This window comes from Humibacillus xanthopallidus, from assembly GCF_044793955.1.
GTDB classification, from domain to species: Bacteria; Actinomycetota; Actinomycetes; order Actinomycetales; family Dermatophilaceae; genus Humibacillus; species Humibacillus xanthopallidus_C.
Genome location: NZ_CP084995.1, coordinates 4,575,304 through 4,590,644 on the forward strand (window position 1 = coordinate 4,575,304; position 15,341 = coordinate 4,590,644).

Below are 15,341 nucleotides of genomic sequence, written 5' to 3' on the forward strand. Positions count from 1 at the left end.
ATGCGGGCGCTCGTCGTGCGGTTGCCGACGATGACGATGAAGGAGCCACCGATGCCGAGGTCGCCCGTGCCGGCGCCACCGCCGATGGCGACCGAGGAGAAGGGCGGGGTCTGGAGGCTGTCCATGCCGAGGACGGGGAGGTCCTTGATGGTGTCGGCGAACTCTCCGAGCAGGTCGTTGATGATGTCGAAGGGCAGCGGCGACAGGTGGGCCGTGGCCTCGACGGTTGTGGTGCCGGCGGCGTTCGTCGTCGTCGGTGCGGCGCTGCTCGAGTCGAGCAGGGCGGTCGTCGTGACGGCGGTGAGGACGGTGACCGCGATGGCCGCGCCGACGCCCTGGCCGTTGAGGGAGAGCCCGGCCGCGAGGGCGAGGTTCTGCAGTCCCATCGGGGTGGCGGCGCGGACGCTGAGGTCACCGGTCGAGGTCAGGGTGGAGCCGGCTCCGACGGAGGCGGTCGTCACGTACTTCACGACGATGACGCCGGCCGACCCGGCGATCTGCGGGTCACCCTTGCCGCCGGCGGCGGCGATGCCCCACACGGTCACCCTGTTGTCGAGGGGGACGTCGGTGGTCTCGTCGCGGGGGGTGGTCGCCTCGACGGTGATCTCGTCGCCCTTGAGGGTGACGCCGGTGCCGACGAGGGCGGAGCTCGCGATGTCGAGGTAGGCGAAGCCGACGCCGATGCCGAAGCCGGTCGAGTCGGCCTCGGTGTTGAGGGCCGTGCCGGTGCCGCGCGCGGTGATGTCGGTCAGCTGGTAGGCGCCGACGAGGACTGCGCCGGTCGCGTCGATCGTCACGCCGTCCACGACGCGTGCCGTGCTGGTGGACTGGACCCACACGACGCCGAACGCGGCGGCGATGCCGACGGCGCTGCTGCTCTGGCCCGACTGGGCGCTCGACGCGGACGAGCCGGTCTTGGCGGCGTCGTTGGCCTTGGGCAGGGCGTCGGCGCCCTTGCCGCCGGCGTTGGGGTCGTTCTTGACGGTGTCGGTGGCCGTCGCGTCGGCCGTCTTGGTCGCCGAGGTCTTCTCCTGGCCGACCGAGCTGGCGTTGGCCTGGGCGAGCGCGGCGATGCGCGACTTGGCGGTGATCGAGGCGCTCGCGACGGTGGCGCCGCGGGCGAGCTCGGCGAGGGTCGTCCACCCGACGACGATGGGCAGCGCCAGGGCCATGCCGACCCCGACGTTGGTCGCCTTGACGTCGCCGTTGGCCTGGGTCTCGGTGAGGTCGGACGTGTGCACCGCCTCGATGACGAGCGCGCCGCTGATGTCGATGGCCGGGCCCGTGCCGAGGCGGGCGGTCGTCGTCTCGCCGGAGTTGACGACGAGGGCGACCGCCGGGCTGATGGCCGTGCCGCCCTTGGCACCGGCCTCGGCGACGGTCGAGATCCAGCGCTCCGAGGTGGCCGAGATGGTGACGTCGTGGCCACCGGTGAGCGAGACCCCGTTGGCGATCTCGGCCTTGGTGATCGTCGAGGCGAGCACCTGGATCGCGGCCGAGGCGCCGATGCCGACTCCGGCGCCGTCGGTGTTCTCACCGGTGATCTTCTTCGAGATGAGACACGGGAGGCCGAGCACCTGGGCGCAGGCCTTGAACGTCGGGTTGGCGGAGGCTCCGGCGACGTCGGCCTCGGCGTAGCCGGCGGTGACGGTGACGTCTCCGTCGTGCATGACGAGCGTCGCACCGGCCGGGACGAGGGCCTGGGTGCTGGCCGTCACGATGTTGAGCGCGAGCGCGCCCGCGACACCGAGGTCGCTCGTCTTGCTCGCCCCCGCCGTCGCGTCGGCGGAGATGGTGTGGATGGCGTCGGGGTCGGCGCTCGGGTCGTCGGCGTCCTCGACCTCGGTCATCGTCGCTGACACGTCGATGCCGTGGGCGTCGATGCGGCTGGCACCCGTGGTGGCGAGGTTGGTCATCGAGACGAGGTTGACGACGATGCCCGCACCGACGCCGATGCCGGCCTTGGTCGCGGTCGTGCCCTTCGCCTCGCCCGAGACGTCGGTGTTGGCGGAGCTCGCCAGGATCACGGGGCCGTCGGTGGCCGTGATGACCAGGCCGTCGGAGAGCCAGGCCTTCGAGACCGTGGTGACGATGCTGACGGTGAAGGCGCCGGCGACGGAGACCGCACCGTCGCTCGTCGCTGCCGTCGGGGTGCCCGAGCTCTTCGAGCTCTTGCCCGTGGTCGCCGTCGAGACGGCGTTGCCCTGGCCGAGCCACTTGTCGGCCGTCTGGTTGACCCCCCCGTTCGGGTCCTTGGGGGCTCCCGGGGCTGCGGCGTCGGTGACGCCCTCGTTGGCCGACGAGCCGCTCGCGCCGAGCGAGACCGCGGCCGCGCTGACGCTCCGGGCCACGTGCGCGGTGACCTCGTCCTCGACGATGGCGAGTGCCAGGGCGAGCGCGATGCCGGCCGTCTCCGCGTCGACGTCGCCGCGACCGATGGTCTCGGTGCTGGTGTGCTGCGAGGCCTCGAGCACGATCTCGCCGGGCACGACGAGCGTCGCGCCGGTGCCGAGACGGGCCCCGGTGGTCACGGTGGAGAGCGTCAGCCCCACCGAGGGCGAGATCGCGATGCCGCCGCCGGAGCCGCTGACGGCCTCGGCCCCGGTCTCTGCGTCGGTCTCGGCGACGATCTCGAGCAAGTCGAGGGCGGTGAGCACGACGCCGTCCTGGATGCCCGCTGTCGTCGTGACGTTGTTGATCGTCATGCCGAACGAGGCGCCGATGCCGACCTTGGGCGGGGTGTTCGTGTCGTCCGCCGCGACGACGACGAAGTAGTGCGCCTCGCCGGTGGTCTTCGTGATGTCGAACTCCAGCTCGTTGCCGAGGATGGCGTTGGCGAAGCTGTCGGCGAGCTGGATGTAGCCGGGGCGCTCGACGATGGCGAAGTAGAAGAAGTTGTTCTTCAGGGCGCAGTCCGGGTTGAGGCCCGTGACGGTCAGGCAGAGCAGCGAGCTGCTGCTGGGCACGATGCCGATGGCGTCGCCGCCGCCCGTGAAGTAGACGAGCTTGTCGCCGGTCTTGACGTTGCCGTCGGCGAGCTCGTAGTAGAGCCGGATGGTGGTGAGCTTGCCGGCGCTGTCGAGCAGGATGTCGGCGGCCGGGTCGAACGCGTCGCGGTAGGGCGTCGCGCTGGCGGTCGCAGCGCTGCCGGAGTGGGCGCCGAGGGTGAGGGCGCCGCCTCGGGCGTCGATCGTCGTCGTCGTGCCCGCCGCGCTCCGGACCTGGGCGCTCGTCGTGACCGTGACGATGTTGATCGCGACGGAGCCCGCGAGACCGAGCTTGCCGCCACCCGAGGAGGCCGAGATGGCGCCTGCGTCGATCGTGTGCGTGCAGTCGGCGTCGGCGTCGGCGCACGAGGTCGGCGAGGAGTCACCGGTCGGCGTCATCGTGGCGCCCATCGCGATGCCGACGGCTCGCACGGTGGCGCCGGCCGCGATGTCGGCGAGGTTGTCGACGGTCGCCAGGTTGAGGCCGACCCCGGCACCGACGGCGAGGGTGGCGCCGTTGGTGCCGGTCTCGCCGTCACCGGTCGCCGAGGCGTCGGTGTTGGCCGAGCTCGAGAGGGTGAGCGGACCACCGTTGACGATGATCGTCACCGTGCCCGGCAAGGAGACGTTGCTGACGGTCTTGACGAGGTTGAAGGCGATGGCCGCGGCGACACTCAACGGCGCCGGCTGGCTGCTGTTCGGGTCCGCCGTGCTCGCCGTGGGAGTCGCCGCGTCCTTGCCCGGCTTGGCGCCCTTGGAGCCGGCGAGGTTGTTGCCCATCGTGAGGTAGCTGTCGGCCAGGGCGTTGACCGAGCCCGTCGTCGAGGTGTCCTTGTCCGGCGCGCCGGCCGTGCCCGCCCACGAGTAGCTCGAGGTCGTCGAGGAACCGACGGCCCGGAAGAGCGCCGACCCGACGGCCGTGAGGCTCCGCTTGGTCTGCGCCGTCACCTGGTGGTCGGCGGTGTTGACCGAGACGGAGGCGCCGATGGCGCCGTTCGACGTCGTGTCACCGAGCGTGGTGGAGTCGACGCCGGCGCTCTGGGTGGCGGTGGCCGAGTAGGCACCGGTCAGGGTGAGCAGCGAGCCGGTGCCGAGGTCGGCGTGGGTGGAGACGTTGGAGATGCCGACGGCGACGACGGGCGTGACGGCGATGGCGCCGGCCGACCCGCTCTTGGCGAAGGTCGTCATCGAGCTCTCGGTGCTCGCCTCGAGCGTGAGGTCGCGCGCGCCGGTCAGGGTGGCCCCGTCACCGATGGTGGCAGAGTCGCTGTCATTGACGATGTTGACCCCGACGCCGGCCCCGATGCCGACGACGTCTCCCGGGGTGTCGACGAGGTAGAAGAAGTGGTCCGAGCCCTCGGCGGTGGAGGGGTCGACGGTGAGGATCAGAGCGCTGTCCGGCGTCGAGCCGAAGATCGGCGAGATGAGCAGGCTGCCGGAGATGAGCTGGATCCGGGTCTTGCCGTCGGCGTCGGGGAGGCAGAAGAAGAGGGTGTCGTGGTTGGGGCACCAGAGGTAGTACTGCGAGTTCATCGTGAGCCCGCCCATGCTCACGCCGCCGCCGTTGGAGTAGGCGACCTTCTCGAACGTCTTGGCCGGCAGGCCGCTGCCGTGCGTGAGGATGAACGGCAGCGCGATCGTCTTGTTGTCGGCCGCCACGTTGTCCTGCGGCCGGAAGAACGGGCCGATCGGGCGGGCGGTCGCGTTGGATGTCGTCGCGTGGCTGCTCGTCAGGTTGACGTCGGCGCCGGTCGCGGTGAGGGTGGCGCCGGGCGCGAGGGACGCCGAGCTGTCGACCGTCACGACGTTGACCGCCACGGAGCCCTGCAGGCTGAAGGTGGGTGCACCCAACGCGTTGAACGCGCCGACGGAGTTGCCGATGCCGGAGGCGGCCTTCGTCTCGAAGGTGTGCACGCCGTCGGGAGCCTCGATCGTCACCGCTCCGGTGCGCAGGGTGGTCGCCCCGCCGATGCGCGCCGCCGCGACCGCCTTGGCGATCGCGATCGCCACGGCGGCGCTGATGCCCGCCGCACTCCGGAGCACGGAGCTGGCATCGGCGGTCGTCGTGGCCTCGGTGGAGCTTGCCGCGTGCACGAGCACCGAGCCGTCGCCGGGGGTGGTCACACCGAAGCTGCCGGACGCCGGGTGGATGTAGGCCTCGACGTTCGTCGTGATCCGCGAGATGGCGATGGCGGCAGCGACGGCGATCGGGCTGAGGACCGTGCTGACGTCGCTGAGCAGCTGCGCAGGTGTCGTGGGGTAGACGACGCCGGTGGAGTTGCTCGTCGCGCCGCCCTGGCTCGCCACGCCGGTGGTCGTGACGGTGTGCTCGGCGTCTGCGGTGACCGACAGGGTGGCCGCGCTGTTGGTCGGGCTGTTGGCATCGATGAGGGCCCGTGAGGTGCCGTCCAGCGTGACGATGGCGACGCCTCCGCCGGCACCCGCCAGCAGCGCGTTGCCCGCAGCGGTGAGGGTGGTGGGGGTCGACGAGGCGACGGTCACGTCACCGACGGCACGGAAGCGGGTGGTGCCGGTCAGGCTCGTGATGGCCTTGGTCGTGACGTCCAGCTGGGCGTAGGCCGCGTTCGAGGCCGGGTCGGTGTTCGACGCCAGCGCGCCTGCCTGCAGGTCGGCGCTCACGGTCGAGGTGCTGGAGACGTGGATGTCGCCGGACGACACCAGCGTCGAGTCCTTGATTGTCACCGTCGCGGTGGAGGTGATCGACACCTGGGCGATCGGCGAGGTGGTCGTCACCGTCGAGGAGGCGCTCGCGCCGATCGAGATGGACCCGGAGCGGACCGTCGCCCCCGTCAGCGAGATCGTGGCGCCGGGTGCGGTGGTGATGACCGCGGAGCCCGTGCCGTCGGCAGTGGCGACCGCACGAAGGTGGACCTCGCCGTTGGTCGCGCCACCGGTCGTGTTGATGACGACTGCGCCGACCGTGATGGTCTCGGCGGTCACGTCGAGGACCATGCCGGGCAGCAGCAGGTCGGTGTCGAAGGTGATGCTGTCGACGCCGCCCAGCCCGTCGATGACGAGCTTGGTCAAGCCGGGCGTTGCGAGGTTGAGCGTCTCGATCGTGGGGCTCGAGACGCTGAGCGTCGTGCCCGAGACGGAGACGTGGATCGTGTCGTTGCCGGCGGTGCCGCTGACGTGCACCTCGCTGCCGATGATGGCGATGGGCTCGAGGCCGGTGTAGCGCAGCAGGGTCCCGTCGATGGTCAGGGTGCCGGTGCTGGGGTCGACGGCTGTCGTGGTGATGACTCCGCGGCGTCCACTGACGACGAGGGAGTCGAAGCCTCGAGCGCCGCCGTCGAGGCCCGCAGAGAGCGAGCCCAGGGCGCCGAGGGTGTAGGTGTCCTTGGTGTCGGCAGCACCCACGAGGTGCCCGACCCGCTTGAAGGAGACGCCGCCGAAGGAGCCGGCGTCCGGACCGCTGATCGTCCACGCGGTGTCGGTCGGGGGTCCGCGCACCGTGTTGCTGCCGCCCCCGCCGTCGAAGGCGAGCACCACGCCGGAGCTCCGGACGTCGATGAGCAGGTCATCGTCACCGGCCCCTCCGACGACCCGCACGAGGGCGATGTTGACGGTCGAGCCGACGACGGCGCCGCCGCCCCCGGCCGCGGTGAAGGTGACCGTGCGGGCACCCCCGTCGTAGGTGATCGTGCCGACGAGCGTCAGGGTGCCGGCATCGAGGGTGAGCACGCCGTCGACCGCGATCCAGGCGAGGCCGTCAGCGGTCGTCGCGCCCGCGGTGGTGCTCGCGGCAGTGGTCGAGGTCGTGGTCGAGGTGGTGGTGGTCGAGGAGGTCGTGCCCGTCTGGCCGGCCGAGGAGGTCGTGGGCGACGGGGTGGTCGAGGGGCTCGTGCCGGTGCCCGTTGCCGCGGCGTCCCCAGCGGTCGGAGGCGGCGGGATCGGAGTGCCGGAGACGTCAGGCACAGGCACCGGGTCCGTCAAGGGGTCGGCAGGCGTCGTCGGGTCCGAGGCCGGGTCCGAGGTCGCATCCGAGGTCGGATCAGCGGCGGGGTCGGACGTCGTCGAGTCGGCCGTCGGGTCGGTCGCAGGGTCCGTCGTCGGGTCGGTTGCGGGGTCCGTCGCGGTGTCCGTCGCAGGGTCGGGCGTCGGCTCCGTTGCGGGATCCGTGGCTGCGTCAGCGGTCGCGGAGGGGTCCGAGACGCTCGGGTCGCTGGAGCTCGTGGCGTCGGTCGTCGGGTCAGTCGCAGCAGCCGCTGCGCTCATCTTCGCGGCGTCCGTCGCCGCGCTCTGAGTCGTCATGGGGTCGGCGCTCGCGGGCTCCGGGGCCGGCTCGGGGGCGGGCTCTGGCTCGGGCTTCGGCAGGTTCGACGCGTCGACGGCCCAGCTCTCACCGGGGCTCAGCGTGGATCCCATCAGGCCGCTCGAGTGACCGAGACCGAGGTAGTGACCCAGCTCGTGGCGCACGGCGGTCTTGAGGCTCATGCCTCCGCTCCCCCAGCCCCAGCCGGCGGCGTCGACGTCGATCGTGATGCCGCCGCCCCCTTCGGACCCGAGCTGAAGGTCGGGCAGGTCGGCCACCCGCGCCGAGAGGCCGCTGAAGTCGGCGGAGGGGTAGGCGTCGCGCCACTCGGCCTTGGCAGCCGACACCGCCGCGCTCAGCTCGGAGTCGCTCAGAGCGGCCTCGGGCCCCACCGGCTCGGCAGGAGCGCCCGACGCGGTGAGCAGGTCGGGCGCGGGCGACGGGGGCGCCGTCGTGCCTGTGGGCTCCGGCTCGGACGTCACGGCGGGTGCCGGGGTCGTCGTGCTCGTCGTCGGCGTTGAGGTCACGGTGGGAGTCGGTGTCGCGCTGCTCGTCACGGCAGGAGTCGGGGTGCCCGTCGGAGAGGTGCCGCTCGTGCAGGTCACCGAGTTGCCGTCGGCCGACCGCACGCACGTCATCTGTGAGCCGGTGCTGCCGGTCGAGGTCGGCGAGGGGGTCGGTTTGGCCGACCCGCTGCCCGGCTTGGGCGGCTTCGGCGTGGTCGTGATCGTCGTGATGGTCGTGCGCGGAGTCGGTGGTTGCACCACGCCGATCCCACCCGGGGTGCTGATCGTCGTCACCGTGCGTCCACCGCTCGTCACCACGGAGCCACCGGCGTTGGAGGGCGAGGTGACGCTCGCCGTGCGCTGCCCGGCTCCGGCTGCGACGGCCGCGTTGACCGCCTTCGCCATCGAGACCGCCCCCGCCTGGGCCAGCTTCGCTCCGGCATAGCCCGCTTGCTGGCCGCCCACGGCCTCGTCGATGTCGACGAACCACTGGGCGATGGCGGCGACCTGGTCGGCAACCTGCTGGGCGCGCACCTGCTCCGCCGTCTGGGGTGCCTCCGGTGCCTGGGCGGCGACGGGTGCGGCCACGGCCGCAGGCGTCGCGGCGGTGGCGACAGCGGCGGGGACCCCGGCGATCCCGAGGACCATCGCGGTGCCGGCGGCCACGAGTCGGGCAGGGCGCATCACTGCGCCGAGTCGGGGACTCGGCGTAGCGGTCAGACGATGGATCAAGCCCATGAGGCTTCCCGTCGAGTGGCGCAGCCGGTGTCGGTTCCGAGAGGCGCACCGTCAGTGCGCCGTTTCGGACGTTAGGCCCGTCCTGTGACCCACGTCTCGGTTTCGGAGATTTCGGGAAAGTCGCCCGAGCGGTCCGCCGTGGCGATCTCGTCGTCAGAGACAGCGCCACCCTCCCGTCCGCCAGACGATCCCTGTCATCGAATCCTTTTGTGGTGCAGGGGGATTCACCGAGCACTGGAGGAGTGAGACGCCACCGTGACCCTGCCCTTGAACCGCCGAGACCAGCACTGATCCCTCTTTGCTCTGTCACAAAGTGCTCCGGCGTGGCAGACCCGCCGGACGGCATACCGCGTGGTAGCTCGCCTGGCGGGCTGAGTGGGTCAGCGGCCCCGTCAGGTCAGCGGGGCACCCTTCGGCAGACCAGCCAACGAGCCGTCGGGGACGACGCGCACGCAGGCCCACTCAAGTCCGAGGGCGTCCATCACGGCCTGGCTCGTCACGTGTCGCAGGAGCCCTCCCCGCACGACCCACACCGGGTCCGACGACCGCTCGCGCAGCAGGGTCAGCTCGCGTGGCATCGACCGCAGCCCGGCGAGCGACCCCGCCGGCACGTCGACGACCCTCGCCCAGTCGAGTCCCAGCGCCTCGAACTCCTGCGGCGACGGGATCCAGAAGGCGCGCCCGCCGTAGACGACGTGGATCGGGCCGGTCCCGCGCTCGCGGACGAGCCGGCCGTTGCCCGGGTAGGTGGCGATGTGACGCATCGAGCCCGGCTTGGCCGCGACGACGTTGCTCCAGCTGAAGCCGCAGGCGTCGAACTCCGCCCCCGACGGGATCCAGAACGCACCGCCGCCGTGGATGACGAAGATGCGGGGGTCGGTCGAGTCGTGGATGAGCCGGCCCTCGGCGAGGTAGCTCGGCCGCTTGCGCGAGTAGGCCCCGACGAAGAGGCCGCGCCAGGTGTCGGCACCGGTGATCTGCCGCTCGTTCGGGTCGTCGCGCGTCGTCAGCTTGAGGGTGACCTCCCGTCCGGGAGACCTGTTGTCCCAGACGTGCACGTAGGTGTAGCGGGCGTCCTCGCGGTAGCCGTAGGCGACCACCTGGTGATCGCCGCCGAGCTCGGTGACCGACCGCGCCTGGGTCAGGCCGAGCAGCTGCGGTTGCCCGGCGTCGAGGCGGGCCTTGAGGCGGGGCAGCTCGTCCTCGCGGACCATGCGGCTGACGCCCTTGCCCCGCAGCCAGGTCGGGTGGTCGAGGCTCGTCGCGTAGTGCACGAACTTCGCCCCGTTGTCGATCATCGTGTCGATGAGGCGGCTGTAGACGTAGTCGCCGACGAGCGAGCCGTCCTGTGGCAGCAGGCTCGACTCGGGCATCGCGAGACCGGCGTGCCAGTGGTCGAGCGCGGCCGCAGCCATGCCGCCGCACCGCCCTTTCGTGGTGATGTCGATCCCGAGCGCCGGGATGCGGACGACGTGGTTGACGAAGCTGTTGGCGAAGGCGAAGCCGTGCTCTGCTGCAGTGAAGTTGACGCGCATGGTGGTGATGTCTCCCCGGTCGTGATGGTGCCTTGCGGGAGTAGGAGGGCCGCACCGGGTCGGCTGAGACTGAGTGCCGCTACCCAACCCTCGACAGGCGACGTCACATCCGGTGACCGCCCCTCGCGCGGCATGGATGGGTATGGCACCGTGACAGCCGAGACCGTATGCCGTGCAGGAGGTGCCGCCGTGAGGCTCAGTCACAGCCAGGTGCTCGACGCACCCATCGACGGGGTGTGGGCCAACTTCATGGACCTCGAGGTCGTCGGTCGGTGCTTCCCGGGGGCGACCGTGACGGAGGTCGAGGGTGACGACTTCGTCGGCAACATCCGCTCGCGTCTCGGCCCGCTCACGGTCTGGTTCGACGGTGAGGGCACGCTCACCGAGCGGCGCGAGGACGGCCACCGGGCCAGGATCGAGGCCACCGGCCACGAGCGACACGGCCTCGGCAAGGCGACGATCACCGTCGCCGTCGTGCTCTCGCACGCCGAGGGCCACACCGAGGAGCGCCCCGCGACGCGCGCCCGGATGACGACCGACCTGCACTTCTACGGCTCCGCGCTCGAGGTCGGCCGCGGCCTCGTGCAGCGGGCGTCGGACCCCCTCGTCGAGCGCTTCCTCATCCGGATGGGCAGCCCCGACGCCGCGACCGCCCCCGGGGAGGACGACGGTGACGCCGTCGACCTCTGGCGCTCGGCCACCGACCTGTTCGGATCCTTCACCGGCCGTCGACGTCGTCGCCCGTGACACCTCGATGAAGGTCGCCGTCGTCGGAGCGAGCGGCTACGTCGGGTCACGCCTCGTGCCCGAGCTGCTGCGCCGCGGCCACGACGTGGTGGCCACGCACCACCGAAGCCCGTCGACCGCATACCCCTGGTCGGGTGAGGTCGAGTGGCGGCGCGTCGACGTGCACGACGAGCAGGCCGTCGTGGCGGCGCTGAGCGGCGTCGACGCGATCTGCTACCTCGTGCACGGGCTCGACGACCCTGACTTCATGCGGCTCGACCGGCAGGCGGCCGACAACGTCGCGTATGCCGCGGGCGTCGTCGGTGCCACGCGGCTCGTCTACTTCTCCGGCATCGTGCCCGACCTTCCTCCGGAGGAGCTGTCGGACCACCTGCTGTCGCGGCTCGAGGTCGAGCAGATCCTCGCCACCGCCGCCACCTCGGTGCTCACCCTGCGCGCCTCGATGGTGGTCGGTGCGGGGTCGACGAGCTTCGAGGTGATGCGCCAGACGTCGCAACGGCTCGGTGTCGTGCAGACGGTGCCGTCGTGGATGGGCAGCTCGGTCATCCAGCCGGTCGCGGCCGCCGACGCCGTCTACTACCTCGCCGAGGCGCTCGAGCGGCCCGAGGTCACCGGTCACCTCGACGTCGTGGGACCCGACCAGCTCACCTACCTGACCCTGCTGCGCACGTATGCGCGTGCGGCCAAGCTGCTGCGCGTGCAGCTGCCCGTGTGGCTGGCTCCGGTCGAGGTGGTCGCCCGCGTCGCGGGCCGACTCGTCGACGTGCCCGCGCCGGTGGTGGAGTCACTCATCCCGAGTCTCGGGCACGACATGGTGGCCGGTCGCGACGCCGCCGACGTGCTGGGCGAGCCGAGCGGCGGACGGCTCACCGTCGCCGAGGCGATCCGCCGGTCGCTCGTGACGCGGCGCGTCGGCAGTGACGGCGTCGCCGGCGCGGCGGACGGCGCGGCTGTCGGCGGCGACCCACAGGCGCCCTCGGTCGGCGACCCGGCGTGGGCCCGCGACCGCTCCGTCCTCGACTGGCTCCGCGGCGCCCTCCCCGGCCGCTGACCCCCACCCCCACCTGGCGTTCGGGTGCCCTCGTGCCGGCACCGGGTGCCGGTCGGGGGTGGTCCGCCGGGACGGGATCCGAGACGAGTCATCACGTGTCGGGTGCCACTCCTCGCTCCGCCGTCGGGCACTTGCCACGGCAGTGCGAGCACCGTCTGGCGCCGGCCGCTTGTCGCAGTCCCGTCGGGGACACTAGGGGAACACCGACCGTAGCTTCGACAAGGAGTCAGCCGTGACCGAGGGAACCGTCCGCTGGTTCGATGCCGACCGGGGGTTTGGCTTCATCGCCCTCGGACAGGAGGCAGAGGACCTGTACGTGCATGCGTCCGAGATCGTCAGCAACGACGCGATGAAGCTGCTCCGGGAGGGGCAGGTGGTTGAGTTCGAGATCGGCGAGGGGGACCGCGGCCCGCAGGCACGCCGCGTCCGGGTCACGGCCGACCAGGCCGCCGATACACCGCTGGGCGTGCTCGGCACCGTCGCCTGGTACGAACCTGCCAAGGGATACGGCTTCATCACGCCCGATGGCGGTGGTACCGAGATCTTCGTGCACAGTTCGGCCATCGTGGCGGGCGGCGTGGTCTCGGAGGGGCAGCGGGTGGCGTTCCTCGTCGTCGACGGGGAGAAGGGACCGCAGGCTGACCATCTGCTGCCCTTGGGAGCCCAGGCCGCCCAGCAGGCCGTGGCATCCGACGGGGCGGACGGCACCGTGTCCTGGTACGACGGCGACAAAGGCTTCGGTTTCATCACCCCCGAGTCGGGCGGCCCCGATGTCTTCGTCCACGTCCGGGCGCTGGCCGACGGGCTCCCCGAGCTGGGCGAGGGCGACCGGGTGACGTACGACATCGTCGTGAGCGAGAGGGGCCCGCAGGCTCGCGACGTCCGCCTCGCCCGCAGCTCGACACCGCGAGCTGCACCCGCGGCGTCGACGACCCGCGCCCGGACGGGACACCGGGAGGCATCCGACGTTCCGGCGCGCGGCGGCGAGGGAGTGGTCGCGCGCTACGACGCGGAGCGGGGGTTCGGCTTCATCGCACCCGACGCGGGAGGCGCGGACCTGTTCGTGCACGTGTCGGTCATCAGAGGCGCCGAGGAGCTGCACCAGGGCGATCGGGTCCGGTACCAGGTGCGACAGAGCGATCGCGGACCACAGGCCGACCACGTCGAACGGGTGTGAGCAGGACGGCGGTCCGGGCGGAGCTGGTGCTCAGGCGCGTCCTGATCCCGTCGCACGCTGATGCCGCGGACGCGACGTCCCCGAATGATGTCGCCGGTTCGCCGGAAGCCCACTGAAGGTGGTGAGCGACAGACCTTCACCGTGTACGAGCGCGCGGCGCTAGAACGCTCAGCGGAGAACCTCGAGGACCTGCTTCTGAATGCCGTTGCTGTAGACCTCGTGCTCCAGGACACGGAGTCGTTGGGCGGCGGTGTCCGCGTCGCTGAACAGTGGCTTGCCTGCGCCGAGCAGCACCGGAAACACCAGCAGGTGGTAGCGGTCGATCAACCCAGCCTCGTGCAACGCCCGGTTGAGCGTAGCGCTCCCGTGCACGAGCAGCGGGTCACCGTCGGTGTCCTTTAGTTTGGCGACCTCGTCGACCGAGCGCAGGACAGTCGTCTCGCCCCAGTCATCGACAAGGTCGTCCTCCTCGAGGGTCGTGGAGACGACGTACTTGGGCAGGGTCTTATAACGGGCGAACTCCGCCATGCCGGGCCACACTGGCGCGAACAGCTGGTAGCTCCGGCGCCCCAGCAGCAGGGCGCCCGCCTCCTCTTGCTCGCGGCCCTTGAGCTCGTAGGCCTCCGGCGCGAAGTCGACGGTCTTGAAGGTCCACTGGGTGTCGTGCAGCCCCGGGTCGCCGCCGGTGGGGTCGAGCTTCCCGTCGAGCGAGACGAATGAGGTGGAGATCAGGGTGCGCATTGACGTTCTCCTTCACTGTTGGTGGTGGCGCTTCCGACACCACGTCGAATGGCGGCAGGCGGATTCGACGTCCCACCCGGATGTTCCTGCGTCACCCGGAGACGCCGACGGAACCATCCTCCGCAGGTTCGGCGCCGCCTGCAGCAGGCCGCGCCCGCCCGGACGTCGACGTTGCCTGCCGCGTACGGGCCGCCGGTCGCGGACGGGACGTCCGATCCTGGCGCCGAGTGTGACGGCTGGGCGGCACACGCTTGGATGGTCAGGTGAGTGCGACCTTGCCCGCCGACGGGACCCCGACATTGACCGTCCTCGCAGGACGACCGGGAACGGGCAAGACCACGCTGGCCACGGCTCTCGCCCGGCGTCTGCGGGCCTGCTACTTGCGGGTGGACGCGGCAGAGACAGCGCTTCGACGAACCGGCCTGCCCGTTGGCGTCGAAGGCTACGCCGTGATCCATGAGCTCGCCGTCTCCAACCTCCTCCTCGGCCTCGATGTGGTCGTCGATGCCGTCAATCCGGTCCCAGAGGCCCGAGCAGGATGGCGCGAAACGGCCCGCCGTGGCCAGGCTCGACTGGTGCAGGTCGAGACCTGGCTGTCCGACCGGCACGAGCACCGTCGCCGCGTGGAAGCCCGGACAGCCGACATCCCTGACCATCAGGTCCCGTCGTGGCACGAGGTCGAGAGCCAGGCATGGGTGCCGTGGGACACCGGGCGTGACGGGGCCCGCACCCTCATCGACACCAGCGACTCACGCGATGCCCTGACTGCACTCCTCGCGGTCCATCAGCCTTCCTAGCGACCCCCGCTGTTGCCGCCGTCCGGCGCAGTGTCAGTCGGGGTGTCAGTCGGGGTGTCAGTCGGGGTGTCGGACCGCGTGGCGGACGTAGACCACGCCGTTGTCGAATCGTCGGTGGTCAAGCAGCTCGAGGTCGAGTCGGACGCCTCGAGGCAGCGCCGGCTTGCCGCCGCCGACGAGGACCGGGCACAGCAGCAGCACGCACTCGTCGACCAAGCCGTGTCGGAAGGCCTCGACAGCGATCCCCGCGCCACCGATGCTCAGGTCCGATTCGGAGTTCTCCTTGAGAGCTCGCACCGCCTCGGGATCGAACTGCCGCTCGATCCTCGTGCGCGCGGTCGACACGTCGGCGAGTGAGGTGGAGTAGACGACCTTGTCGGCGTCACGCCAGATCTCGGCATACTCGCGGACCACCGGAGGGTAGTCCGTCAACCAGTCGTCGCTCTCCCACACGCGCATCGCCTCGTACATGCGTCGCCCGTAGAGCGACGTGCCGATGTGCCGCTCGTGCTCGTTCCAGAACTCGTGGATGGCCTCGTCCGGCACGGCCCAGTCGAACGAACCCGCCTCGTCCTCGAGGAAGCCGTCGAGGGAGATGTTCGCCGCGTAGATCAATTTGCCCATGGAGCCCTCCGCTCAAGACGACGGCAACAAGCGTGCGACGTGACGAAGGCACAGTCAACGGTCACAGCCGATCTCGACCTGCAGCGTTTCGACCTGTCGGTAGCATTCAGGTCGGCATTCAGGTCGGCATGCAGGTCTCCGGGCACCGTCCGCCGTCGCGTG

The 15,341-nt window shown here is 71.1% G+C and carries 8 protein-coding genes (1 of these 8 running past the window's edge); 4 read left to right on the forward strand and 4 right to left on the reverse strand.

Annotated elements, in window-relative coordinates; translation table 11 throughout:
* Together LG278_RS20465 and LG278_RS20470 are read right to left on the reverse strand one after the other, a co-directional pair.
* On the reverse strand, positions 1–8,453 hold the start of the coding sequence (locus LG278_RS20465) for a hypothetical protein (protein ID WP_404389529.1). 24,682 nt of this gene lie to the left of the window's left edge; the window shows 8,453 of its 33,135 coding nt (coding positions 1–8,453); its start codon is at positions 8,451–8,453; its stop codon lies beyond the left edge, outside the window.
* A 446-nt stretch (positions 8,454–8,899) separates the two neighbouring features.
* Positions 8,900–10,042 carry a hypothetical protein gene (locus tag LG278_RS20470; RefSeq protein ID WP_404389531.1) on the reverse strand — a complete coding sequence of 381 codons (1,143 nt, stop codon included), beginning with the start codon at positions 10,040–10,042 and terminating at the stop codon, positions 8,900–8,902.
* Between the two features lie 189 nt (positions 10,043–10,231).
* On the opposite strand from LG278_RS20470, the gene LG278_RS20475 reads away from it, so the two are divergent.
* The 3 genes from LG278_RS20475 to LG278_RS20485 all read left to right on the forward strand — a co-directional run bounded on the left by LG278_RS20475 (position 10,232) and on the right by LG278_RS20485 (position 13,017).
* On the forward strand, positions 10,232–10,789 hold the full coding sequence (locus LG278_RS20475) for an SRPBCC domain-containing protein (RefSeq protein WP_404389533.1): 558 nt from the start codon (positions 10,232–10,234) through the stop codon (positions 10,787–10,789).
* A 7-nt stretch (positions 10,790–10,796) separates the two neighbouring features.
* The gene (locus LG278_RS20480; RefSeq protein WP_404389535.1) at positions 10,797–11,840 is read left to right on the forward strand and encodes an NAD(P)H-binding protein; all 1,044 of its coding nucleotides are present in this window, start codon (positions 10,797–10,799) and stop codon (positions 11,838–11,840) included.
* A gap of 232 nt (positions 11,841–12,072) precedes the next feature.
* Entirely contained in the window at positions 12,073–13,017 is a 945-nt protein-coding gene (locus tag LG278_RS20485) for a cold-shock protein (protein WP_404389537.1), read from the forward strand.
* A 168-nt stretch (positions 13,018–13,185) separates the two neighbouring features.
* Here the strand turns inward: LG278_RS20485 and LG278_RS20490 are convergent, their stop codons facing one another.
* Positions 13,186–13,758, reverse strand: coding sequence for a dihydrofolate reductase family protein (locus tag LG278_RS20490; RefSeq protein WP_404389539.1), 573 nt, complete (start codon positions 13,756–13,758; stop codon positions 13,186–13,188).
* A 263-nt stretch (positions 13,759–14,021) separates the two neighbouring features.
* Between LG278_RS20490 and LG278_RS20495 the strand changes: the two genes are divergently transcribed.
* A complete protein-coding gene (locus LG278_RS20495; RefSeq protein WP_404389541.1) occupies positions 14,022–14,555 on the forward strand; it encodes an AAA family ATPase in 534 nt (177 codons plus the stop codon).
* A gap of 57 nt (positions 14,556–14,612) precedes the next feature.
* Here LG278_RS20495 and LG278_RS20500 read toward each other — a convergent pair whose 3' ends face one another.
* Entirely contained in the window at positions 14,613–15,179 is a 567-nt protein-coding gene (locus LG278_RS20500; protein ID WP_404389543.1) for a dihydrofolate reductase family protein, read from the reverse strand.
* Positions 15,180–15,341 lie beyond the last annotated feature (162 nt).

Coding starts and splice junctions, on each gene's coding strand:
- LG278_RS20490 (WP_404389539.1), bottom strand. CDS start 13,758: ATGCGCACCCTGATCTCCACCTCATTCGTCTCGCTCGACGGGAAGCTC.
- LG278_RS20480 (WP_404389535.1), top strand. CDS start 10,797: ATGAAGGTCGCCGTCGTCGGAGCGAGCGGCTACGTCGGGTCACGCCTC.
- LG278_RS20470 (WP_404389531.1), bottom strand. CDS start 10,042: ATGCGCGTCAACTTCACTGCAGCAGAGCACGGCTTCGCCTTCGCCAAC.
- LG278_RS20500 (WP_404389543.1), bottom strand. CDS start 15,179: ATGGGCAAATTGATCTACGCGGCGAACATCTCCCTCGACGGCTTCCTC.